The organism is Pantoea sp. FN0302, assembly GCF_050113775.1.
GTDB lineage: Bacteria > Pseudomonadota > Gammaproteobacteria > Enterobacterales > Enterobacteriaceae > Mixta > Mixta alhagi.
Map to the genome: position 1 here is coordinate 271413 of NZ_JBNJSM010000002.1, position 22948 is coordinate 294360.

Consider the following 22948-nt stretch of genomic DNA (forward strand, 5'->3'; position numbering starts at 1 on the left):
CTATCTCAACAACTGCCGCTGCGGTGGTCTGTGTATTGCCTGTCAGCCAGTCTTAACCACAAGGCGTAAGCCGGAAAGAATAACGCCGGGAAGATCGTTTGCCGAATCCGCCGAAGCGGGCCGCTGCTTTATAGCTGAGCAATAGAGATTGATGTTTTTACAATCAGCCCTCCCTCCATTTTTATACTTTTTTTACACCCCGGCCCGGTAATTTAACGCCAATTTTATACGCACTTTTTTATCCTTGCGGCTAACTGAAATGCGCCGTGGAGGTGGCTGTGAGTACAGAAATTGTGGCTGGTATTGTGCTGCTGTTTTTACTGCTGGGGTATCTGGTTTATGCCCTGGTGAATGCGGAGGCGTTTTAATGATAGCTTCCGCATTTTTACTGTTAGCCAGCTATCTGGCAGTTTTGATGCTGCTGGCAAATCCGCTGGGCAAGGTGATAGCGGGTATGGTGCGTGACAGGCCGGTGCTGCCAGCGCTGGAAAACAGAATAGGGTGGCTTTGCGGTATCGATAAAAAAAGCATGGGCTGGCTGCATTATCTGCTGGCGATATTGCTGTTTAACGCCGCAGGGCTGGTATTTCTGTTGGTTATTTTGCTGACCCAGCAGGCGCTGCCGCTTAATCCGCAGCAGTTGCCCAATCTGAGCTGGCACCTGGCGTTGAACACTGCCGTGAGTTTTGTCACTAATACCAACTGGCAATCCTATGGCGGTGAAACCACTATGAGCATCCTTAGCCAGATGGTCGGCCTGACGGTACAAAACTTCCTGTCAGCGGCTACCGGTATTGCCGTGGCGTTTGCTCTGATACGTGGTTTCACCAGTAAATCCCTGACTACGCTGGGCAATGCCTGGCGTGATTTGACACGCATTACGCTGTTTGTGCTGCTGCCGTTGAGCCTGATTATCGCGCTGCTGCTGGTGAGCCAGGGCGTGGTGCAAACATGGAACGCCAGCGTGGACTTACAAACCCTGGAAGGCGCAAAACAGACGCTGGCGCTTGGGCCAGTCGCCTCACAGGAAGCGATTAAAATGCTCGGCACCAACGGCGGCGGCTTCTTTAACGTTAACTCGGCTCATCCGTTTGAAAACCCCAACGCGATCAGCAACCTGATTGAAATGCTGGCGATCTTTCTGATCCCGGCCGCGCTCTGTTTCACCTTTGGCGAAGTGGCAGGCGATCGCCGACAGGGCCATGCGCTGCTCTGGAGCATGAGCCTGATGTTTATCACAGCGGTTGCGGTGGTGATGTGGGCTGAGCTGCGCGGCAATCCGCACTTTCTGACGCTGGGCGCAGACAGCGCCATCAATATGGAAGGCAAAGAGACACGCTTTGGCATTCTTAATTCCAGCCTGTTTGCAGTGATCACCACCGCCGCCTCATGCGGCGCAGTAAACGCCATGCATGACTCCTTTACCGCGCTGGGCGGCATGATCCCGATGTGGCTGATGCAACTGGGCGAAGTGGTGTTCGGCGGCGTTGGCGCAGGGCTGTACGGCATGCTGTTGTTCGTGGTGTTGGCGGTGTTTATCGCTGGCCTGATGATAGGCCGCACCCCGGAGTACCTCGGTAAAAAGATCGACGTCCGTGAAATGAAGCTGACCGCGCTGGCAATTCTGGTCACGCCGACGCTGGTGCTGCTCGGCACCGCGCTGGCGATGATGAGCGAAGCCGGACGCGCAGGCATGGCGAACCCCGGCACCCACGGCTTTAGCGAAGTGTTGTACGCCGTCTCGTCGGCGGCCAACAACAACGGCAGCGCCTTTGCCGGCCTCAGCGCCCACACCCCGTTCTGGAACCTGTTGCTGGCGTTCTGCATGCTGGTGGGCCGCTTCGGCATCATCATTCCGGTGATGGCGATTGCCGGTTCGCTGGCGGCGAAAAAGATCCAGCCGGTCAGCAGCGGCACACTGCCAACCCACGGCCCGTTGTTTGTCTGCCTGCTGACGGGCACCGTGCTGCTGGTGGGGGCGCTGACCTTTATTCCTGCGCTGGCGTTAGGGCCGGTGGCAGAGCATTTACATCCTGTTTTGCGTTAACGGGCGGAGAAGCTGATGAGTCGTCAACAACAGGCGCTGTTTGATGCAGCGCTAATGCGCGTCGCTATCGTCGACGCGTGCAAAAAACTGCATCCGCGCGTGCAGTTTCGTAATCCGGTGATGTTTCTGGTTTATCTTGGCAGCCTGCTGACCACCCTGCTGGCGGCGGCGATGGCGGCAAGGCTGCTGGCCGGTGAGGCGAGCTTTACCGGCGCGATTGCGCTGTGGCTGTGGTTTACCGTGCTGTTCGCTAACTTTGCCGAAGCGCTGGCGGAAGGGCGTAGTAAGGCACAGGCCAGCAGCCTTAAAGGCGTAAAAAAAACCAGCTTTGCCAAAAAGCTCAGGACGCCACGCCACGATGAACCCTGGCGGCAGGTCGCGGCAGAAACCCTGCGCAAGGGTGATTGGGTGCTGGTGGAGGCGGGCGATATCCTGCCGTGCGACGGCGAAGTGGTGGAGGGCGGCGCCTCGGTGGATGAGAGCGCGATCACCGGCGAGTCCGCTCCGGTAATTCGCGAGTCGGGCGGCGATTTCGCTTCGGTCACCGGCGGCACGCGTATTCTTTCTGACTGGCTGGTGATCCAGTGCAGCGTGAATCCAGGAGAAACGTTTCTTGATCGCATGATTGCGATGGTGGAAGGGGCGAAACGGCGGAAAACGCCAAATGAAATTGCCTTAAGCATTCTGCTGATCTCGCTGACCATCGTGTTCTTGCTGGCAACCGTCACGCTGTGGCCGTTCTCTGCGTGGGGCGGTCATGCCGTCAGCGTTACGGTGCTGGTGGCGCTGTTGGTATGCCTGATCCCGACCACCATCGGCGGCCTGCTCTCCGCGATTGGCGTGGCGGGCATGAGCCGCATGCTGGGCGCTAACGTGATTGCCACCAGCGGGCGTGCGGTAGAGGCGGCAGGCGATGTGGATGTGCTGCTGCTGGATAAAACCGGCACCATTACGTTGGGTAATCGTCAGGCGACGCATTTTATGCCTGCGCCGGGCGTCAGCGAACAGCAACTGGCGGATGCAGCGCAGCTGGCTTCGCTGGCGGATGAAACGCCGGAAGGGCGCAGCATTGTGGTGCTGGCGAAGCAGAAATTTAATCTGCGCGAGCGCGATCTGCAAAACATGGACGCCACTTTTATTCCGTTCTCGGCGCAAACGCGCATGAGCGGCGTTAACGTGCAGGGACGTAGCATTCGCAAGGGCGCAGTGGATGCGGTGCGCAAACATATCGCCGCCAATCATGGTCTCTTCCCGTCGCAGGTCGAGGCGCTGGTTGAAGAGGTCGCCCGTACCGGCGGCACACCGCTGGTGGTAGCGGACAACGAGCGGGTCATGGGCGTGGTGGCGCTGAAGGATATCGTTAAAGGCGGTATCCGCGAGCGCTTTGCCGAACTGCGCAAAATGGGCATTAAAACCGTGATGATCACCGGAGATAACCCGCTGACGGCGGCGGCGATTGCCGCAGAAGCGGGCGTGGATGATTTCCTGTCGGAAGCGACGCCGGAAGCCAAGCTGGCACTGATTCGTCAGTATCAGGCGGAAGGGCGTCTGGTAGCGATGACCGGCGACGGCACCAATGATGCGCCAGCGCTGGCGCAGGCAGACGTGGCGGTGGCGATGAACTCTGGCACTCAGGCGGCAAAAGAGGCGGGCAATATGGTCGATCTCGACTCTAACCCTACCAAGCTGCTGGAGGTCGTGCATATCGGCAAGCAGATGCTGATGACGCGCGGTTCGCTGACCACGTTTAGTATTGCCAATGACGTAGCAAAATATTTCGCCATCATTCCGGCCGCTTTCGCCGCAACTTATCCGCAGCTCAACCAGCTTAATGTGATGCATCTTCACTCACCCAACTCCGCCATTCTGTCGGCGGTGATTTTCAATGCGCTGGTGATTGTTTTTCTGATCCCGCTGGCGCTGAAGGGCGTTAGCTATCGACCGCTCAGCGCGGCGGCGTTATTGCGTCGCAACCTGTGGCTGTATGGCGTGGGCGGTCTGCTGGTGCCTTTCGCCGGGATTAAGCTGATTGATATGGCGCTCACCCTGCTGGGCTGGGCCTGAGGAGAAAAATATGTCTATTTTACGTCCCGCTCTGACGCTGTTCGTTCTGCTGGCGCTGTTAACGGGGGGCATTTACCCGCTGGTCGTCACACAGCTGGCGCAGCGGCTGTTTCCGCTGCAGGCCAACGGCTCGCTGCTGTCGGCAGAAGAGCGCGTGCGCGGCTCGGCGCTGATTGGCCAGGCCTTTACCCGCCCCGACTATTTTTGGGGACGGCCATCGGCCACGGCGGAAACGCCCTATAACGGCGCGGCTTCGTCGGGCAGTAACCTGGCGGCAAATAACCCAGCGCTGGACCAGGCGGTTCGCGAACGGGTGGCGATGCTGCGCGCCGCAAATCCACAGGCCAGCCGGTCAGTGCCTGTTGATTTAGTCACCGCTTCCGCCAGCGGGCTGGATCCGCACATTTCACCAGCGGCGGCCAGATGGCAGGCGACGCGCGTGGCGACAGCGCGTCAGCTGCCGCTCAGCACCGTGCAGCGGCTGATTGATGACAATACCGAACGCCCGTTGCTGAAATTCTCTGGCGAATCCGGGGTGAATGTGGTGAAACTAAATATGGCTCTGGATGCGCTGGCTCCCGCACGCTAGCCGATCCTGGCTTTCTTTACCGCTCCGGCACAGGCTGGCGGTAATTAACCTTCTCTTTTTATCTTTTCAGGGATGCTGATGAACGGTGAGTTAGCCCGCCCCGATCCTGACGCGCTGTTGTTACACGGCAGCCATCGCGGCAAGCTCAAAATTTACTTTGGCGCCTGCGCAGGCGTTGGCAAAACCTTTGCCATGCTGCAGGAGGCGCGACGGCTGCGTGCTCAGGGGCTGGATGTGCTGGTCGGGATTGTGGAAACTCACGGTCGTGAGGAAACCGCACGTCTGCTGGCAGGGCTGACGTTACTGCCGCGTCGGGCAACCGGACGTTCGCGCTATGAGGAGTTCGATCTGGATGCGGCGCTGGCGCGGCGTCCGGCGGTGATTCTGATGGATGAGCTGGCGCACAGCAACGTGGCAGGCTCGCGCCATCCGAAGCGCTGGCAGGACATTGATGAACTGCTGGAGGCGGGCATTGATGTCATGACCACGGTAAACGTTCAGCATCTGGAAAGCCTGAACGATGTGGTCGGCGGCATCACCGGCATCCAGGTCCGCGAGACGGTGCCCGATCCCTTTTTTGATAAGGCGGATGAGGTGGTGCTGGTGGATCTGCCGCCGGACGATCTGCGCCAGCGCCTGAAAGAGGGCAAGGTTTACGTTGGCGATCGGGCGGAGCGGGCGATTGAGAACTTTTTCCGCAAAGGAAACCTGTTTGCCCTGCGCGAACTGGCACTGCGGCGCACTGCCGATCGGGTTGACGATCAGATGCGCGCCTGGCGTGATATGCAGGGGCGGGAAAAGGTGTGGCACACCCGTGATGCCATTCTGCTCTGCATCGGCGATCATACCGGTAGCGAGAAGCTGGTGCGTACCGCTGCCCGGCTGGCGTCGCGTCTGGGCAGCGTCTGGCATGCGGTCTATGTTGAAACGCCCCGACTTTACCGGCTTCCTGAAGCGCGGCGGCGCGCTATTCTACGCACGCTGCGGCTGGCGCAGGAGCTGGGCGCAGAAACCGCCACGCTGGCGGAAAGCGACGAAGCGCAGGCAGTGCTGCGTTACGCACGAGCGCACAATCTTGGCAAAATCGTTATTGGCCGACGGCCCATGCGGCGCTGGCGACGCGATAGCTTTGCCGACCGTTTGGGGCAGTCAGGACCGGAGCTGGATCTGGTGGTGGTGGCGCTGGAAGAGGCGACGCGCGACGCGCCTGAGGCACGCAATGATACACGCACGTTTAGTGAAAAGTGGGTCACCCAACTGCGCGGTACCCTGGCGGCGCTGCTGCTGTGCGCGCTGATCACCCTGGTCGGACAATACTGGCTGACCGGTTTTGATACCGCCAACGGGGTAATGATCTATCTGCTGGGCGTGGTGATTATCGCCTTACGCTATGGACGCTGGCCGTCGGTAGCGGCGACGGTGATGAATATTCTCGCCTTCGATCTCTTTTTTGTTGCGCCTACCGGGACGGTGGCGGTTTCCGATTTACAGTATCTGGTCACCTTTGCGGTGATGCTGGCGGTGGGCGTGATTGTCGGCAACCTCACGGCCGGGGTGCGCTACCAGGCACGCGTGGCACGCTATCGTGAACAGCGGGCGCGCTATCTGTACGAAATGGCTCGCTCGCTCAGTAGTGCGTTGCGCTATGAGGATATCGCCGCAGCGGGGCAGCGTAGTCTGCTGGCTACCCTGCAGGCGCGCAGCACGCTGCTGTTGCCGGATGAGAACGGCGAGTTGAAGATTGTCGGCGACAGCAGCCTGACGCTGCCGCCCGACGGGGCGATTGCCCGCTGGAGCTTCAGCAAAGGGCAGCCTGCTGGCGCAGGAACCGACACGCTGCCCGCCATGCCCTGGCAAATGCTGGCGCTGAAAACGCATGAAAAAAGCTGGGGGCTGCTGGTGATTGAGCCGGAGAATCTGCGTCAGCTAATGATCCCGGAACAGCAGCGGCTACTGGAAACCTACTGCGTGCTGCTGGCCAATGCGCTGGAACGTGTCGCTCTGGCGCGCAGCGAAGCGGCTTCGCGGCTGGCGGCCGAGCGGGAACAGCTGAGAAACGCGCTGCTGTCGGCGCTGTCGCACGATCTGCGCACGCCGCTTACCGTGCTGTTTGGTCAGGCGGAGATGCTGATGCTTGATCTTGCCGGAGAAAATTCCAGATTTGCGCCGCAGGCCAGTCAGATCCGTGAACAGACCCTCAGCACTATCCGGCTGGTCAGCAATATGCTGGATATGGCGCGCATTCAGTCGGGCGGGCTGAATCTGCAACAGGAGTGGCTGTCGCTGGAAGAGATCGTCGGCAGCGCCCTGACCCAGCTCTCAAGCCTGTTGCCGCACGATAACGTGCAGCTGGCGCTGCCGGATCGGCTGGTATGGCTGCATGGCGACAGCACGCTGCTGGAGCGGGTATTTATCAATCTGCTGGAAAACAGCGTGAAATATGCCGGGCCGCAAACGCCGCGCGGTATTCGCGCCGCCGAGCAGAGCGGACGGCTGGAAATTGAGGTGTGGGATAGCGGGCCGGGCATTCCCGCCGGGCTGGAGGAGAAGATTTTCGATAAATTCACGCGTGGCGATAAGGAGTCCGCCGTACCGGGAGTTGGGCTGGGTCTGGCCATCTGTAAAGCAATTATTGAAATGCATCAGGGAGAAATCAGCGCCCGGGCACGCGCGCAGGGTGGCGTGAGTTTTTTGATCAACCTGCCGCAGACCATTCCGCCCCCGCTGCCGGAAAGCGTGCATGAAGCCCTGCACTAACGTCATAAAGCCCTGGAGATATCCTTATAAATCCCGCCGGGGGCTTACATGAGTCAGTGACTGAAGCAGGTAAACAAAGCCAACGTTATATGCAACGTGAAGGATGTCGGGTATATACTGAGCATCTTGTTAATCAATTGACTGGACTGTATGGAACGTTTCACCGAAAACCTGATGTACGCATCGCGCTGGCTGCTGGCACCCGTTTATATTGGTTTATCGCTGGGGCTGCTGGCGCTGACAATTAAGTTTTTTCAGGAAATTATCCATCTGCTGCCCAATATTCTGGATATTGCAGAGAACGATCTGATTCTGCTGCTGCTGTCGCTGGTGGATATGACGCTGGTCGGCGGATTACTGGTGATGGTGATGCTTTCCGGTTATGAAAACTTTGTGTCTAAGCTCGATATTGACGAGCATAAAGAGAAACTGAGCTGGCTGGGGAAAATGGATTCCGGTTCGCTGAAAAACAAAGTGGCGGCATCCATCGTGGCGATCTCTTCCATTCACCTACTGCGGGTGTTTATGGAGGCGCGACATGTCGCTAACGATAAGCTCATGTGGTACGTCATTATTCATCTGACCTTTGTTTTTTCAGCTTTTCTTATGGGCTGGCTCGATTACATCACGCGTCAGGATAAGAAAGGCCACTGATTAGCCGCACCTTTGCCGCCGCTGTTGATCGCTGTACCGAAGCCATGCCGCCCGGCATGGCTTTTTCTTGATCGCCTCTGCATATGAAATAGCGCACCAACGCATCCGACCTTGTTGTTACTCACCGTAAAGCATTTCCCCGCGTCAACCAACGATATATGCCAGGCTTAATCTACTCATTAGTCACTATCACAGGAGTAATATGGATTTCCTTGCCTGGACCGCTACCAGCGGCGGGTTGCTCTTAATTATGTCTCTGGCATCGGGCTGGATCCACCGTGGCCCGGTGACCTCTTTCGGCCTGTTTCTGCTGATCGGCATTCTGTTTGGTCCCTGGGTACTCAACTTTGTCTCGCTCGATCTGTTAAGCCATCCTGAGCTAACCGCGCATATCACTGAAATCACCATGGCCGCCTCGCTGTTTATTACCGGTTTGAAGCTGCGTCTGCCGCAGCGGCTCGCCAACTGGCGTGATGGATTGCTTCTGGCGTTTCCCGCCATGTTATTGACGGTACTGGGAATGATGGTGGTCATTCATCTGATTGCCGGCTTCTCCTGGCCGCTGTCGCTGGCGTTTGCGGCTATTGTCGCGCCAACGGATCCGGTGCTGGCCAGCCTGATCTCCGTTAACCACGCGGGTGATGAGGATGAGTTGCGTGTCGCGCTCTCCAGCGAGGCGGGATTAAACGACGGCTCGGCGCTGCCGCTGCTGATGCTGGCGCTGCTGCTGTTTCATAACACCGAGCCGCTTTCAGCCGGTTTCTTTGGTCACTGGCTGGCCAAAGATGTGCTGTGGGCGATTGGGATGGGCACGCTGATTGGCTACAGCTTTGGTCGCATCGTTGGCATTGTGGCGACCCGGCTGCGAACCGTGAACAGCGATACCGCACCGAACGATTTTCTGACGCTGGCGCTGATCGCCATTACCTATGCGGCGGCGCAGTATGTTGAAGCCTCCGGCTTCCTGGCGGCCTTTGCGGCGGGCGTAGGGTTACGCCGCGCTGAGATCCACGTCATGCGAACTTTCCCGCCTGAGCAGCAACCGGAAAACGAACGTATCCCACCCGCCGAACTGCTGGTGAATCCCAACCAGCGTCATGTGCAGCAGCAGGATTATACGCCGGCGCATACGGTAGGGCTGGTCGTGGGGGATGCGCTATCGTTTGGCGACACGGTCGAACGCTTGCTGGCGGCGCTGATGGTGGTGGTGCTGGGCGTTACGCTGGCGCTGCACTGGAACAGTACCGGCCTGCTGCTGGCGGCTATTCTGTTTCTGTTTATCCGCCCGCTGGCGGTATGGATCGCCACTATCGGCACCGGAATACCTGTTGGACGGCGCATACTGATTGGCTGGCTGGGTATTCGCGGCATCGGCAGTATTAACTATATCGCTTACGCCTGGGTGCATGGCATGTCCGGCCCGCAGGCCGACGCGATGGTTGATATGGCCTTAACGCTGGTTGCCGCCAGCGTAGTGATCCATGGTGTTACGGTCACGCCGCTGCTTAATCGTCGGCAGGCCTGGCAGCAGGCGCGTCGCAAAGCGGAAGAGCAGAAACAGCAGGAAGAGCAGACGCGGCGAGAGTAAAAAACCACCGGATCAGGTTAAATAAGGCTGACGGCGATCACATTTTTTGCGCTAAACCCCGGTTCGCGACGCTGTTCGGCGTCGGTCTTTAAGGGTACATCCCGACGTTTACTTACGCTCTGTTTTTATAACGGAGCGGGTTGCCCGTTGCCTTGTCTTCTGTGGGCTTGACGTTGGAAATTAACGGAATTAAAGCCTGATAAGCCGTTGGCGTTTTCTTCTGGCAGCCGGTGCCAGCGTGTTTTCAATCAAGACCGACTGGCTAGAGTCGCAACGGCAGTGTTACCGGCATCGTCGTCGATCGCTGGTAACAGAAATGATTTAAAGGGCCCGGCGCAACAGGCGCGCCGGACCAGAGGGTTATGAGCGAGTAAAATCGATTACCATGCGGCCACGGATTTTACCTTCCTCCATCTCATGCAGGATCTCGTTGATTTCCTCAATAGCGCGGCGCTGCACTTTCGGCACCACCTTGCCTTCGGCAGCAAACTGAAAGGCCTCGGCCAGATCTTCGCGGGTGCCCACCAGCGAGCCAACAACCTCAATACCATCCAGCACCAGACGCGGTATATTCAGGCTCATCGATTCCGGCGGCAGGCCAACGGCGACAATGCGGCCACCGGCACGCATGGCATCTACCGCTGAGTTAAAGGCGGATTTCGCCACGGCGGTCACCACTGCCGCATGTGCGCCACCCACGCGTTCCTGAATCACTTTCGCCGCATCTTCAGTACGTGAGTTAATTACCATGTCCGCGCCCATCTCACTGGCGAAGGCGAGCTGTTCGTCATTGATATCCACCGCGATCACTTTGGCATTGAAGACATTTTTCGCGTACTGCAGCGCCAGGTTACCCAGGCCACCCAGGCCGTAAATCACAATCCATTTGCCCGGACGGATACCGGAAACTTTCACCGCTTTATAGGTGGTGACGCCTGCACAGGTCACGCTGCTGGCTGCGGCAGGATCGAGGCCATCTGGCACCTTAACCGCGTAATCGGCCACCACAATGCACTCTTCCGCCATGCCGCCATCGACGCTATAGCCCGCATTTTTAACTTCGCGGCAGAGCGTCTCATTACCGCTGTTGCAATATTCACAGTGACCGCAGCCCTGATAAAACCAGGCAACGCTGGCGCGGTCGCCGGGTTTGAGCGAGGTTACGCCCGGCCCGACCTCTTCTACGATCCCAATCCCTTCATGGCCCAGCGTGATGCCAGTGGTATCGCCGAAATCTCCATTCTTTACATGCAAATCGGTATGGCAAACGCCACAGCATTCCATTTTCAGACGAGCTTCGCCATGTTCCAGCGCGCGCAGCGTTTTCTCGACTACGGCTACGCGATGATCTTTAGTTACAACGGCTGCTTTCATGCTGAATACTCCATTAATGAGAGAACATAAATCCTTCTTGCTGTCGCCCTATGCTACCTGGTAAGAGTTATACGGAACAATGCGTTTGAGCAGGATGTGACAACGATCACTGGTGTACTACGCTTTAAAGACCCTTCCAGCGTAGCGCGGAACTGGTGTCGTAACGATGTTAAAACCGTTTATGCGAGCCTGTACCGCTATCCAGAAAAGGAAAACATCGCCTGTGAAAAACATGACTTATCACTCTCCCGCCAGGCAAAAAGGTTATGCCGGGCTGGGCGACTACGCCGCGATTGGCGAAGGACGTTCCGTTGCATTGATTGCGCCTGACGGAGCGATCGACTGGTGGTGCGCGCCGAATATGGATTCGCCGCCGCTGTTCGATCGCATTCTGGACGCCGGGACGGGCGGCTATTTCCAGGTGGCGCCGAAGGGAGAATGGCAAATGCAGCGCAGCTATCGCGAAAACAGCAATGTGCTGGAGACGCGCTACCAGACAAAAACGGGCGAAGTGCTGATAACGGAATCACTGAACAGTACGCTGGCGGGACGGCTGCCGTGGAATGAGCTGGCGCGTCGCGTGGAAGGCATCAGCGGAAACGTTGAGATGCAGATAATTTTTCAGCCCGGCACGCGCGCGGAGACCTGTTCGCCCTGGCAAAAGCGCATCAACGGTCATCCGGTTTATCACGTTGGCGAACTGATGGCGATGCTGCGCCTGACGGATGATGTACAGATTAATGAATGCGGCGATGAGCGCTTTACTGCCACCTTTACCGCCTCACCTGATTCCCGCACGCTGGTGGCGTTAGTCACCACCGAACGCGAACCGCTGGCGATCCCGGCACCGGAGAAAATCGACGAACGGATTGAGACCAGCCACATCGCCTGGCGCGACTGGGCGGACGGCCTGAGCTGGGATGGCCCTTACGATAATCATGTGCGTCGCTCGGCGCTGGCGCTGAAATTTCTCTGGTATTCGCCAACCGGTGCGCTGGCCGCTGCCGCCACCAGCTCGCTGCCGGAAAAGCTCGGCAACGACAAAAATTACGATTATCGCTATGCCTGGATCCGTGATGCCTGTCTGATCATCAAGGCGTTTGTCTATCTTGGCTCGCTGGAAGATTGTAAAGCGGCCTTTTCCTGGCTATCGGCCACCATACGGCGACATGATGGCGGCCTGCGCGCCTGCTATACGCTGGAAGGCGGGCAGGTGCCGGAAGAACGCATTCCGCCGCTGGAGGGCTATCAGGGAACGCAGCCGGTGCGGGTAGGCAATAACGCGCGCGATCAGGTTCAACTGAGTATGTATGGCGATATGCTGGCGACCGCGCGGCTGTTTATCCAGGCGGGGCACGTGCTGGATCTCTCTACCTCACGCTTGCTGGGCAAACTGGCGAATCACTGCGCCGACGGCTGGCGGCAAAAGGATTCCGGTATCTGGGAGCTGCCGGAAGAGCAGCACTATACGCATTCCAAAATGGCCTGCTGGCTGGCGCTCGATCAGGCGGTAGAGCTGGCGCGGGATGATCATATTGAGCCGACCTGGCTGCAGCGCTGGGAACGTGAACGGGACCGCATTCGCGACTGGATCGAAACGCACTGCTGGTCGGAAAAGCGTCAGGCTTACACTTTCTATGCCGGGAGCGAGCGGCTGGATGCCGCCGTTGCGCTGACCCATTATTACGGCAGTAAAGTCAATCCGCAGCGAATGTTATCGACCCTGACGCAGATACGCGAGGAGCTGGGTCACGGCGGCGTGATGCTTTATCGCTATTCGGATGTGGAAAAAGAGGAAGCCACTTTCGTCGCCTGCGCCTTCTGGCTGGTAGAGGCGCTGGCGGAGCTGGGTCAACGGCAAGAGGCGCGGCGCACTATGGATGAGATCCTTGAGCAGCTGTGTCAACGCGGCAATATTGAGATTTTCAATGAGATGTTCGATACGCACACTAAAAGCTGGCTGGGCAATATGCCGCAGGGGCTGAGTCATCTGTCGCTGGTGTGTGCCGCAAAGGCGCTTGCGGAGGATAAGTCGGGAGAACGCGTGTAAGTAAAAGCGCATAACCGCCTGGTTGCAGGCGGTTTATCAATAATAACGGCTCCCCTCTTATGTGAGCCGTTAAGATGCTTAGCGCATGGTGACAAACTCTTCCGCTGCGGTGGGGTGAATCGCAACGGTGTTATCAAAGTCTTTCTTGGTGGCGCCCATTTTCAACGCTACTGCGAAGCCCTGCAGCATTTCATCCATGCCGAAGCCAATACCGTGAATACCCACGATTTTTTCTTCCGGGCCGACGCAAACCAGCTTCATACGGCACGGCTGGCGATGCTGCGTAACGGCGGTGTACATCGCGGTAAAGGATGACTTATAGACTTTTACCGCCTCGTCGCCATACTGCTCGCGTGCCTGCGGCTCGCTCAGGCCAACGGTGCCGATCGGCGGATGGCTGAATACCACGGTTGGGATATTGCTGTAATCCAGATGCTCATCAGGCTTGTTGTTAAACAGACGCTCGGAGAGGCGACGGCCTGCAGCCACCGCAACCGGAGTCAGCTCAACCGCGCCGGTGTTATCGCCAACGGCATAAATGCCGGAGACGCTGGTGTTCTGGAATTTATCAACCTGGATATAGCCTTTTTCATTCAGCGCGACGCCGGTCACGGCCAGGTTCAGATTATCGGTCGCCGGTTCGCGGCCAATGGCCCAAATCAGGCAATCAACGGTTTGTTCCTGGCCGTTTTCCAGCTGCAGCGTCAGGCTGCCGTCGCTGTTTTTCACTACCGCTTTTGGCACCGACTGGGTATGCAGCGTGGGACCTTCGGCGTTCATCACTTCAACCAGCGTTTCGCTGAGTAGCGGATCGAATTGACGCAGCGGCGCATCTTTACGCACGAACAGGTGGGTTTCTGAGCCCAGCGCATTTAGCACGCCCGCGATCTCAACCGCGATATAGCCCGCACCCACCACAGCGGTGCGCTTCGGCATCTCATCCAGCTCAAAAAAGCCGTCAGAGTTAATGCCATATTCCGCGCCCGGGATCGTCGGCTGAACCGGACGTCCACCGGTGGCGATCAGGATATGGTCGGCGGTGATTTTCTCACCATTCACTTCTACCGTATGGGCATCAACAAAACGGGCGAAACCTTTAATCACGTCTACGTTGTTTTTGCCCAGCACCGTTTCGTATGAGGTATGAATGCGGTCGATATAGGCCGTACGGTTTTTTACCACCGTCTGCCAGCTAAAGTTATTCACGGTGGTATCGAAACCGTAATCAGGGCCGTAGTTATGGATCGCTTCAGCAATCTGAGCCGCATGCCACATCACTTTTTTCGGTACGCAGCCTACGTTGACGCAGGTACCACCCAGCTCTTTGGCTTCGATCAGGGCGCATTTCTGCCCATACATTGCCGCACGGTTAATGGATGCAATCCCGCCGCTGCCGCCGCCAATAGCAAGATAATCATAATGTCGGGTCATTGAGCGAACTCCAAAGTAAGAAAAGAAAACTGGCGTCAGTGTACCGTTACTCGGTGATTTCCCGCAAAGTTTGCGCCTATGATTGCAACAGGAGCCGTCTTTTTGTGCAGCCAGGCGCTTTTAGCCGGCGTTATCCTCTGAGCGTGTTGATAGCCGTGTTTTTTTACCCTTTAACACAGACCACCTGACGCAGGGTGTGCACGATTTCCACCAGCGAAGACTGCGCCGCCATCACCGCATCGATATCCTTGTAGGCCATGGGAATTTCATCAATCACATCGCTGTCTTTGCGGCACTCCACATGGGCGGTGGCACGCTGCTGGTCGGCCACGGTAAAGCGTTTTTTAGCGGCGGTGCGGCTCATGGTGCGCCCAGCGCCATGGCTGCATGAGCAAAAGCTCTCTTCATTGCCCAGCCCGCGCACGATAAAGCTTTTCGCGCCCATCGAGCCGGGAATAATCCCCATCTCGCCGCGTTGGGCCGATACCGCGCCTTTGCGGGTCACCAGCACCTGTTCGCCAAAATGCTTTTCGCGCTGCACATAGTTATGGTGGCAGTTAACCGCTTCCGCCGTGGCGCTGAAGGGTTTGGTGATTTCCCGTGACAGGGCCGCCAGCACCTGCTGCATCATTATCTCGCGGTTATGACGCGCGTAGTCCTGTGCCCAGCCGACCGCCTCGATATAATCGTCGAAATGCGGGTTGCCTTCAGCAAACCAGGCGAGATCGCGATCCGGCAGGTTAGCGATATGCTGACGCATATCCTGCTGCGCCAGTTGAATAAACAGGGTGCCGATGGCGTTGCCTACGCCACGTGAGCCGCTGTGCAGCATGACCCACACGCGGTCCGCTTCGTCCAGACAGAGTTCAATAAAATGGTTGCCGGTGCCGAGCGTGCCAAGATGGGCGTAATTATTGGTTTTCAGCAGCGCCGGATACTTATCGGTAATGCGCCTGAATCCCTTCTGTAAAGTGGCCCAGTGTTGATCCACAATATCCGGCGCGCGTTTCCAGGCGCCTTTATCGTTGCCGGAGCGGTTGCTGGTGCGGCCATGTGGAACCGCGCGCTCAATGGCGCTGCGGATGCCGTAGAGATTTTCGGGCAGGTCACCAGCGGCCAGCGAAGTACGCACCGCGATCATGCCGCAGCCGATGTCAACGCCGACCGCCGCCGGAATAATGGCACCACGCGTTGGAATAACGCTGCCGATAGTGGAACCTTTGCCTAAATGGACATCGGGCATCACTGCCAGATGTTTGAAGATGAAAGTCATTTTTGCCGTATTCAGCAGCTGATTACGCGCCTCCGGCTCTACCGGTACGCCATTGGTCCACATTTTTACCGGCGCGCTGTTGGGCGCTGATAACACCTGATATTGCGATTTCATTGTGCGTTTCCTTCTGGCTGCTGTTTCAGGCGTACGGAAGCGATGTGCTGGCGGCCTTAAACAGGGTTACATTTCTGGTTAACGGCAGGCTTGCGAATAAAGATTTATAAATAAGCATAAAGGATGCACAGAATAACGATCGGCGGAAACGGTGTTGACGATCTGCCAGCAATCCGCCAGCCTGTGAGAAGCGGGACGTAAGCCGTTTGCTGTTTCGCGCCAGCAAAAGAAGCAGCCGAACGATGCCGATCGGCTACGTAAATACCTGGCCCGCTTCGGGCTGAGCTGGGAAGCCATTCAACATCAACAAGGTTAATCCTATGCAACTGACTTTTCTTGGCACCGGTGCCGGAACGCCAAGCCTGCAGCGTAACGTTACCGCTATTGCCCTGACCTTATCGCGTCGGGGCGACTACTGGCTGTTTGACTGCGGCGAAGCGACGCAGCATCAGTTTATGCGCAGCGCGCTTAAGCCAGGCAAGCTGGATAAAATTTTTATTACCCACCTGCATGGCGACCATATTTTCGGTCTGCCCGGGCTGCTGACCAGCCGCTCCATGGGCGGCATCAGCGAGCCGCTGACGCTGTACGGCCCGGCGGGCCTGAAAACCTTCGTGGAGACCACGCTTAGCCTGAGCGGATCCTTTGTTACCTATCCGCTTGAGATCGTTGAGATCGAGGCGGGAGAGGTATTTGATAATGGCAAATTCAAAGTCACCGCTTATCCGTTAAATCATGTTCTGCCCTGTTTTGGCTATCGTATTGAAGAGCATGATAAACCGGGCTTTCTCGATGCTCAGCGGCTTAAGGCGGACAATGTGCCGCGCGGCCCCTGGTTTCAGCAGCTGAAACAGGGTGAGATCGTCACGCTTGAAGACGGGCGGGTAATTAACGGACGTGATTACCTTGGCCCCGCCACGCCGGGAAGAAAGCTGGCGATATTCGGCGATACCGCGCCGGTGGAAACCGCGCTGGCGCTGGCGGCTGAAGTGGACGTGATGGTGCACGAAGCCACGCTGGAGGCGGCGATGGAGGAAAAAGCCAATGGTCGGGGACACTCCACTACCGTGCAGGCAGCAACCGTGGCCAGAGACGCAGGCGCAAAGCGCTTTATCGCTACTCACTTTAGCTCACGCTATCGTTTTGAGGATATGCCCCGGCTACTGGCGGAGTGCCAGGCAATATTCCCCGCCACCGAGCTGGCGCGCGATTTTGCGGTATTTAATCTGTAGCGAAAGCGCTTTGTCCATCTGACGCGCGCGCCAGATGGACAGGCCGATGGTAAAAGGCGAAACGCGCTATTGATAGCGGCACCACCTGGCCCTGCGCTTATTCCGGGGTGATCCAGTTAACGCTGGTGTGGCCAGTGCCTGCCGGTACCAGCACGCGGTGCAGCCAGGGCAGCAGGTCGCGCATTTGCTGTTCCAGTTTCCACGGCGGGTTAACCACGATCATGCCGGATCCGGTCATGCCGAAGCGATCGCTGTCCGGGCGTACCGCCAGCTCAATCTGCAAAATACGGCGGATGCCGGTCGCTTCCAGATCATGCACCATGCGCTTGATCTGCTGACGCAGCACCACCGGATACCACAGGGCGAAAACGCCGGTACTGAAGCGACGGTAGCCTTCCTGAATCCCTTTCACCACCGCCTGATAATCGCTTTTCATCTCATAAGGCGGGTCAATCAGAATCAAACCACGGCGCGATGGCGGCGGCAGCTTGGCTTTAAGCTGCTGATAGCCATCGGCACGGGCCAGGCGGGCGCGACTGTCTTTCTGAAATTCGCTGCGCAGCAGAGGAAAATCGCTGGAATGCAGCTCCGTCAGCTCCAGCTTGTCATCTTCACGCAGCAGGTGGCGGGCAATCAGCGGCGAGCCAGGGTAATAGCGCAGGCCCGGCCCACGATTAAGCGCTTTTACGCAGCTGATATAAGGAGCCAGCTCTTCCGGCAGATCGTCCTGCTGCCAGACGCGGGCAATTCCTTCCAGATATTCACCGGTACGCTCCGCGTGTTCGCCGCTCAGCAAATAACGGCCAGCGCCAGCGTGCGTATCGAGATAAAGAAACGGTTTTTCTTTCTCTTTCAGCGCGGTGATGATCAGGCTTTGTACGGTGTGCTTCAGCACATCCGCATGGTTGCCAGCGTGAAAACTGTGACGGTAACTAAGCATATAAACAATGTATCCGGTGATGCCTGATGAAATGAGGCCGGAGCATGGACGCTCCGGCGGAAACTGTGGCTAGTATAGCTGGACGCCGATAAAAATACTCGGCTAGCGTTGCAGTACGGGGTAAGTAAACAGCAGCAGATGCGTCAGGTTAAAGGCAAAATGCACCAGTGTCGCGACCCATAGCCGGCCGCTCCATTGCCAGGCCAGACCGTAAACAATGCCAGCCAGCGTGGCGAAGAAAATCAGCAGCGGGCCGCCGGCAATATGCGCCAGGCCAAACAGCAGCGCGGCAATCAGCAAACCCGGCCAGCGGCCAATCCACTGGCTCAGTCGCTGCTGCAGCCAGGCGCGGAACAGCGCTTCCTCCGCCAGCGACACGAAAAACAGGTTTGCCAGCATAAATTCGCCAAGCCATGCGGGCGCGTGCGGTTCAATGCGCAACCCACCTGCCAGCGTAGCCAGTAACAGCAGAGCCGGAATAGCGGCGATCAGCGTAGGCCAGGCGAAACGCCAGCGCGGCGCGGACGCAGGCGCCTGCACCAGGGTAGGCAAACAGGCCAGCAAAATGAAGGGCACCAGCGCTTTATCGAGGTTGTAGTAAAATGTAAAAGGCGCGCTAAGCGGGCCTGCCTGCTGTTTCATGACGATGGGCGGATTATTGAAGCCGGGCACAAGATGAAGCGTTAGCGCCACGGCACCGGCGACCAGAATCGCCTCCAGTACCGGCATCAGACGCGAATGGTGCGCAAAGTTTTTGCGTATCAACGCCGTCAATGCCAGCCCAGCCAGCAGCAGCAGACCCGGCCACAGCAGCGTTTGTTGCCAAAAGGCCAGCGCCAGAGCAACCAGCAGCAAAGGTTTCACAGCGGGGCGGAAAAACAGAAGCGCCAGGAGCGCCGCCGCCAGTACATACCACATGATGTTCTCATCCTTAAGTATCAACAATCAACGGGAGAGAGACTATAACAAACTGACTAATTCAGATCAGTAACGCTAAAGCAGCGGGCGCGCCCATTGATTTTCGGGCGGCTTAACCGCATGTTAGTCATATTGCGCCCGTGCGCGCCCACATCAAACTTAAAGGACTGCGCGATGACCAATCCATTATTGACGCCATTTACTCTTCCCCCTTTCTCTGCCATACAGCCGGAACATGTCGTACCTGCCGTTGAGCAGGCGCTGGCGGCGTGCCGCGAAACGGTAGAAAAAGTGGTGGCTCAGGGAGCGCCCTACAGCTGGGAAAACCTGTGTCAGCCGCTGGCGGAGGTGGACGATCGTCTGGGCCGTATTTTCTCACCGGTAAGTCACCTTAACTCAGTCAAAAACAGCCCGGAGCTGCGTCAGGCTTACGAACAGACGCTGCCGCTGCTCTCTGAATACAGCACCTGGGTCGGTCAGCATGAAGGCCTGTATCAGGCGTATCGCAACCTGAAAGAGGGCGACAACTACGCGCCGCTAAGCCTGGAGCAGAAAAAAGCGGTGGATAATGCGCTGCGTGATTTCGAGCTGTCAGGTATTGGTCTGCCGAAAGAGAAGCAGCAGCGCTACGGTGAAATCGCTGCGCGTCTGTCGGAGCTTGGCTCCACTTACAGCAACAACGTGCTGGATGCGACCATGGGCTGGAGCAAACTGATCACCGACGAAAGCGAGCTGGCCGGAATGCCGGAAAGCGCGCTGGCGGCGGCCAAAGCGCAGGCGGAGGCCAAAGGGCAAGAAGGCTGGCTGCTGACGCTGGATATTCCCAGCTATCTGCCGGTGATGACCTATTGCGATAACCAGGCGCTGCGTGAAGAGATGTATCGCGCCTATGCGACGCGCGCTTCTGACCAGGGGCCGCACGCCGGTAAATGGGATAACGGCCCGATTATGGCGGAAGAGCTGGCGCTGCGTCACGAGCTGGCACAGCTGCTGGGCTTTGACTCTTACGCCCATAAATCGCTGGCGACCAAAATGGCGCAAAACCCATCACAGGTCATTGATTTCCTCAACGATCTGGCGCAGCGCGCGCGTCCGCAGGCGGAAAAAGAGCTGGAGCGCCTGCGCGCTTTTGCTAAACAGCAGCACGGTATTGATGAACTGCAGCCGTGGGATATTACTTATTACGGCGAGAAGCAGAAACAGCATCTGTACGCGATCAGCGATGAGCAACTGCGTCCTTACTTCCCGGAGGAGCGCGCGGTTAACGGCTTGTTTGAAGTGGTGAAACGCATCTACGGCATCAGCGCTAAAGAGCGTAAAGATGTGGATGTCTGGCATCCGGATGTGCGCTTCTTCGACCTGTTTGATGAAAGCGGCGAGCTGCGCGGCAGCTTCTATCTTGATCTCTATGCGCGTGAAAACAAGCGCGGCGGAGCCTGGATGGATGATTGCGTTGGTATGATGCGTAAAGCGGACGGCAGCCTGCAAAAGCCGGTCGCCTATCTGACCTGTAACTTCAATCGTCCGGTCAACGGTAAACCGGCGCTGTTCACGCATGATGAAGTCACCACGCTGTTCCATGAATTCGGTCACGGCCTGCATCATATGTTAACGCGAGTGGATGTCCCGGGCGTTTCCGGCATCAGCGGGGTACCGTGGGATGCTGTTGAGCTGCCGAGTCAGTTTATGGAAAACTGGTGCTGGGAGCCGGAAGCGCTGGCGTTTATCTCTGGTCACTATGAAACCGGCGAGCCGTTGCCGCAGGAACTGTTAGACAAAATGCTGGCGGCGAAAAACTATCAGGCGGCGCTGTTTATTCTGCGTCAGCTGGAGTTCGGCCTGTTCGATTTCCGCCTGCATACTGAGTTCGATCCGGCTAAGGGCGCACAGATTCTGGAAATGCTGGCTGAAGTGAAAAAACAGGTAGCGGTAGTGCCAAGCCCGGCATGGGGCCGTTTCCCGCACGCCTTCAGCCATATCTTTGCTGGCGGCTACGCAGCAGGCTACTACAGCTATCTGTGGGCGGATGTGCTGGCAGCGGATGCGTATTCTCGCTTCGAAGAAGAAGGCATTTTCAACCGCGAAACCGGTCAGTCGTTCCTGGACAATATCCTGACGCGCGGCGGTTCTGAAGAGCCGATGGAGCTGTTTAAACGCTTCCGTGGCCGTGAGCCGCAGCTTGATGCGATGCTGGAACATTACGGTATTCAGGGATAACGCCAGGCGTGAAAATTGCTTTAGTTGATGAATCAGGCACCGGAGACGGTGCCTTATCTGTTTTAGCCGCTCGCTGGGGGCTGGAGCAGGATGAACACGCGGTGATGGCATTGGTGATGACGCCGGATCGCCTGGAACTGCGCAAGCGCGATGAGCCAAAGCTGGGCGGCATCTGGGTCGACTTTGTCGGCGGCGCGATGGCGCATCGACGTCGCTTCGGCGGCGGGCGCGGCGAGGCGGTAGCCAAAGCGGTCGGTATCAAAGGGGATTACCTGCCTGATGTGGTGGACGCCACCGCCGGGTTAGGGCGCGATGCCTTTGTGCTCGCCGCAATCGGCTGTCGGGTACGAATGCTGGAGCGGCATCCGGTGGTAGCAGCGCTGCTGGACGATGGATTGCGTCGCGGCTATCAGGATGCGGAGATCGGCAGCTGGCTACAGCAGCGGCTGACGCTGCTGCATGCCTCAAGCCTGACGGCGCTGGAGGCCATTACGCCTGCGCCGGATGTGGTTTACCTTGATCCCATGTATCCGCATCGCCAGAAAAGCGCGCTGGTGAAGAAAGAGATGCGCGTGTTTCAGTCGCTGGTGGGCGCGGATAATGATGCGGATGGCCTGCTGCTGCCTGCGCGCCAGCTGGCGAAAAAGCGGGTGGTGGTAAAACGCCCGGACTATGCGCCGCCGCTGGCAGGCGTGGCAACCCAGTCGGCGGTCACCACCAAAAGCCATCGCTTTGATATTTACCCGCCGTTAGTGGGCTAAACGGGTCAAAAAGGTAGTAAGGTTTTGTTCCTTTAATCGAACAAATAGACTCTTAACTCAAAGCGTGGGGCGTTCAGGCAGAAGAGTAAAGCGTCCCGCGCCAGGGATGGCGCGGGCCGAGCTGTCAGGGATGACGCGTTTTGCGTCTTTGCGATCGGCCTGAACGCCCCACGCATGCACGATTTTTTGCGGCCAGACAACTTACACGCCTACTGCTTTCGTATACACAATTTTTTGCAGCCAGACAACTTACACGCCTGCTACTCTCGCATGCACAATTTTTTGCGGCCAGGCAACTTATACGCCTACTGCTTTCACCACGCTTACTCTTCATCCTCATCGCGCAGCGGCACAATCAGCATATCAATATGCACAGTATTAATTAGCTGGCGAGCAGAAGACATCAGCTTGCTCCAGAAATCCTGATGATGTCCGCAAACCACTAAATCCACATCATATTTCTTAATCGCCTCAACCAGCACCTGCGCCAGATCGCCGCTGCCGCTCAGGGTTTCGCTAACCGGATAGCCTGCGCCCTGCGACAGTTCAGTCAGGGCATGATGCGTCTCTTCAGAAATACGCTTCTGCATATCACCCAGATTAACGTCAATCAAACCGGTATAAAGATCGGAATAATTCACATCCACATGAATCAGGGAAACTTTGGCATCGTAAGGGCGCGCCAGAGAAACCGCTTTTTCAACCAGCAGCTTACTTTCTGGTGAAAGATCAACGGCAATCAGAATATGTTTATAAGCCATAATGGAACTCCTTCCATGTGTCACATAGCGTCAGTATAGCGCCAGTTGTTAACAAATGTGCTGCCAGCACGCCTGCTTTGCGAGCCGGATCAAGGAGTGTTTTACCTGCTTTTCAGCCCTAATGAAAATCGAAGCTGGAAAAATTTTAAACACATCTCCTACACTAAATCTTAGCGGT

At 57.3% G+C, this 22948-nt stretch carries 17 protein-coding genes and 1 pseudogene; 12 read left to right on the forward strand and 6 right to left on the reverse strand.

Translation table 11 applies throughout. The features are described 5' to 3' along the window. Positions 1–278: 278 nt before the first annotated feature. The 7 genes from kdpF (at position 279) to ACQE32_RS11915 (ending at position 9699) form a co-directional block, all read left to right on the forward strand. Entirely contained in the window at positions 279–368 is a 90-nt protein-coding gene (gene kdpF, locus ACQE32_RS11885; protein WP_426973946.1) for a K(+)-transporting ATPase subunit F, read from the forward strand. Further along, positions 368–2047 (forward strand): potassium-transporting ATPase subunit KdpA, encoded by a 1680-nt coding sequence (gene kdpA / locus ACQE32_RS11890; protein ID WP_427021834.1) that lies wholly within the window; start codon positions 368–370, stop codon positions 2045–2047. Before kdpF ends, kdpA begins: the two co-directional genes overlap by 1 nt. A gap of 15 nt (positions 2048–2062) precedes the next feature. After that, entirely contained in the window at positions 2063–4111 is a 2049-nt protein-coding gene (kdpB, locus tag ACQE32_RS11895) for a potassium-transporting ATPase subunit KdpB (RefSeq protein ID WP_426973948.1), read from the forward strand. A 10-nt stretch (positions 4112–4121) separates the two neighbouring features. Continuing rightward, entirely contained in the window at positions 4122–4700 is a 579-nt protein-coding gene (gene kdpC / locus ACQE32_RS11900; RefSeq protein WP_426973949.1) for a potassium-transporting ATPase subunit KdpC, read from the forward strand. A 78-nt stretch (positions 4701–4778) separates the two neighbouring features. Continuing rightward, positions 4779–7457: a two-component system sensor histidine kinase KdpD gene (kdpD, locus tag ACQE32_RS11905; RefSeq protein WP_427021835.1), complete on the forward strand. Its 2679-nt coding sequence runs from the start codon at positions 4779–4781 to the stop codon at positions 7455–7457. Between the two features lie 150 nt (positions 7458–7607). Next, the gene (locus tag ACQE32_RS11910) at positions 7608–8111 is read left to right on the forward strand and encodes a TIGR00645 family protein (RefSeq protein ID WP_426973951.1); all 504 of its coding nucleotides are present in this window, start codon (positions 7608–7610) and stop codon (positions 8109–8111) included. A gap of 202 nt (positions 8112–8313) precedes the next feature. Further along, positions 8314–9699: a cation:proton antiporter gene (locus tag ACQE32_RS11915; protein WP_426981327.1), complete on the forward strand. Its 1386-nt coding sequence runs from the start codon at positions 8314–8316 to the stop codon at positions 9697–9699. A 360-nt stretch (positions 9700–10059) separates the two neighbouring features. Here the strand turns inward: ACQE32_RS11915 and adhP are convergent, their stop codons facing one another. After that, entirely contained in the window at positions 10060–11073 is a 1014-nt protein-coding gene (gene adhP, locus ACQE32_RS11920) for an alcohol dehydrogenase AdhP (protein ID WP_426973953.1), read from the reverse strand. A 223-nt stretch (positions 11074–11296) separates the two neighbouring features. On the opposite strand from adhP, the gene ACQE32_RS11925 reads away from it, so the two are divergent. Continuing rightward, on the forward strand, positions 11297–13123 hold the full coding sequence (locus ACQE32_RS11925; protein WP_426973954.1) for a glycoside hydrolase family 15 protein: 1827 nt from the start codon (positions 11297–11299) through the stop codon (positions 13121–13123). Between the two features lie 78 nt (positions 13124–13201). Here the strand turns inward: ACQE32_RS11925 and gorA are convergent, their stop codons facing one another. Both gorA and ACQE32_RS11935 read right to left on the reverse strand, forming a co-directional pair. After that, positions 13202–14554, reverse strand: a complete 1353-nt coding sequence (gene gorA, locus ACQE32_RS11930) for a glutathione-disulfide reductase (RefSeq protein WP_426973955.1) — start codon at positions 14552–14554, stop codon at positions 13202–13204. 163 nt (positions 14555–14717) lie between these two features. Further along, positions 14718–15941 carry an RtcB family protein gene (locus ACQE32_RS11935; protein ID WP_427021836.1) on the reverse strand — a complete coding sequence of 408 codons (1224 nt, stop codon included), beginning with the start codon at positions 15939–15941 and terminating at the stop codon, positions 14718–14720. Between the two features lie 145 nt (positions 15942–16086). On the opposite strand from ACQE32_RS11935, the pseudogene ACQE32_RS11940 reads away from it, so the two are divergent. Both ACQE32_RS11940 and rnz read left to right on the forward strand, forming a co-directional pair. After that, a pseudogene (locus ACQE32_RS11940) lies at positions 16087–16257 on the forward strand (sigma 54-dependent transcriptional regulator); the annotation flags it as partial. A 4-nt stretch (positions 16258–16261) separates the two neighbouring features. Further along, on the forward strand, positions 16262–17173 hold the full coding sequence (rnz, locus tag ACQE32_RS11945) for a ribonuclease Z (protein ID WP_427021837.1): 912 nt from the start codon (positions 16262–16264) through the stop codon (positions 17171–17173). Positions 17174–17270: 97 nt separating this feature from the next. Here rnz and ACQE32_RS11950 read toward each other — a convergent pair whose 3' ends face one another. Next, positions 17271–18113, reverse strand: a complete 843-nt coding sequence (locus ACQE32_RS11950) for a 23S rRNA (adenine(2030)-N(6))-methyltransferase RlmJ (protein WP_250651435.1) — start codon at positions 18111–18113, stop codon at positions 17271–17273. A gap of 102 nt (positions 18114–18215) precedes the next feature. Continuing rightward, entirely contained in the window at positions 18216–19031 is an 816-nt protein-coding gene (locus ACQE32_RS11955) for a CPBP family intramembrane glutamic endopeptidase (RefSeq protein ID WP_427021838.1), read from the reverse strand. A 174-nt stretch (positions 19032–19205) separates the two neighbouring features. On the opposite strand from ACQE32_RS11955, the gene prlC reads away from it, so the two are divergent. Beyond that, positions 19206–21248, forward strand: a complete 2043-nt coding sequence (prlC, locus tag ACQE32_RS11960) for an oligopeptidase A (RefSeq protein WP_427021839.1) — start codon at positions 19206–19208, stop codon at positions 21246–21248. A gap of 8 nt (positions 21249–21256) precedes the next feature. Beyond that, positions 21257–22009 carry a 16S rRNA (guanine(1516)-N(2))-methyltransferase RsmJ gene (gene rsmJ, locus ACQE32_RS11965; protein ID WP_426973959.1) on the forward strand — a complete coding sequence of 251 codons (753 nt, stop codon included), beginning with the start codon at positions 21257–21259 and terminating at the stop codon, positions 22007–22009. A gap of 323 nt (positions 22010–22332) precedes the next feature. Here the strand turns inward: rsmJ and uspA are convergent, their stop codons facing one another. Continuing rightward, positions 22333–22770 (reverse strand): universal stress protein UspA, encoded by a 438-nt coding sequence (uspA, locus tag ACQE32_RS11970; protein ID WP_426973960.1) that lies wholly within the window; start codon positions 22768–22770, stop codon positions 22333–22335. Positions 22771–22948 lie beyond the last annotated feature (178 nt).

Excerpts from the sequence above, each read along its gene's own strand:
- kdpA (WP_427021834.1), top strand. The coding sequence starts at position 368 with ATGATAGCTTCCGCATTTTTACTGTTAGCCAGCTATCTGGCAGTTTTG.
- kdpB (WP_426973948.1), top strand. The coding sequence starts at position 2,063 with ATGAGTCGTCAACAACAGGCGCTGTTTGATGCAGCGCTAATGCGCGTC.
- kdpC (WP_426973949.1), top strand. The coding sequence starts at position 4,122 with ATGTCTATTTTACGTCCCGCTCTGACGCTGTTCGTTCTGCTGGCGCTG.
- kdpD (WP_427021835.1), top strand. The coding sequence starts at position 4,779 with ATGAACGGTGAGTTAGCCCGCCCCGATCCTGACGCGCTGTTGTTACAC.
- ACQE32_RS11910 (WP_426973951.1), top strand. The coding sequence starts at position 7,608 with ATGGAACGTTTCACCGAAAACCTGATGTACGCATCGCGCTGGCTGCTG.
- ACQE32_RS11915 (WP_426981327.1), top strand. The coding sequence starts at position 8,314 with ATGGATTTCCTTGCCTGGACCGCTACCAGCGGCGGGTTGCTCTTAATT.
- adhP (WP_426973953.1), bottom strand. The coding sequence starts at position 11,073 with ATGAAAGCAGCCGTTGTAACTAAAGATCATCGCGTAGCCGTAGTCGAG.
- gorA (WP_426973955.1), bottom strand. The coding sequence starts at position 14,554 with ATGACCCGACATTATGATTATCTTGCTATTGGCGGCGGCAGCGGCGGG.
- ACQE32_RS11935 (WP_427021836.1), bottom strand. The coding sequence starts at position 15,941 with ATGAAATCGCAATATCAGGTGTTATCAGCGCCCAACAGCGCGCCGGTA.
- rnz (WP_427021837.1), top strand. The coding sequence starts at position 16,262 with ATGCAACTGACTTTTCTTGGCACCGGTGCCGGAACGCCAAGCCTGCAG.
- ACQE32_RS11950 (WP_250651435.1), bottom strand. The coding sequence starts at position 18,113 with ATGCTTAGTTACCGTCACAGTTTTCACGCTGGCAACCATGCGGATGTG.
- ACQE32_RS11955 (WP_427021838.1), bottom strand. The coding sequence starts at position 19,031 with ATGTGGTATGTACTGGCGGCGGCGCTCCTGGCGCTTCTGTTTTTCCGC.
- prlC (WP_427021839.1), top strand. The coding sequence starts at position 19,206 with ATGACCAATCCATTATTGACGCCATTTACTCTTCCCCCTTTCTCTGCC.
- uspA (WP_426973960.1), bottom strand. The coding sequence starts at position 22,770 with ATGGCTTATAAACATATTCTGATTGCCGTTGATCTTTCACCAGAAAGT.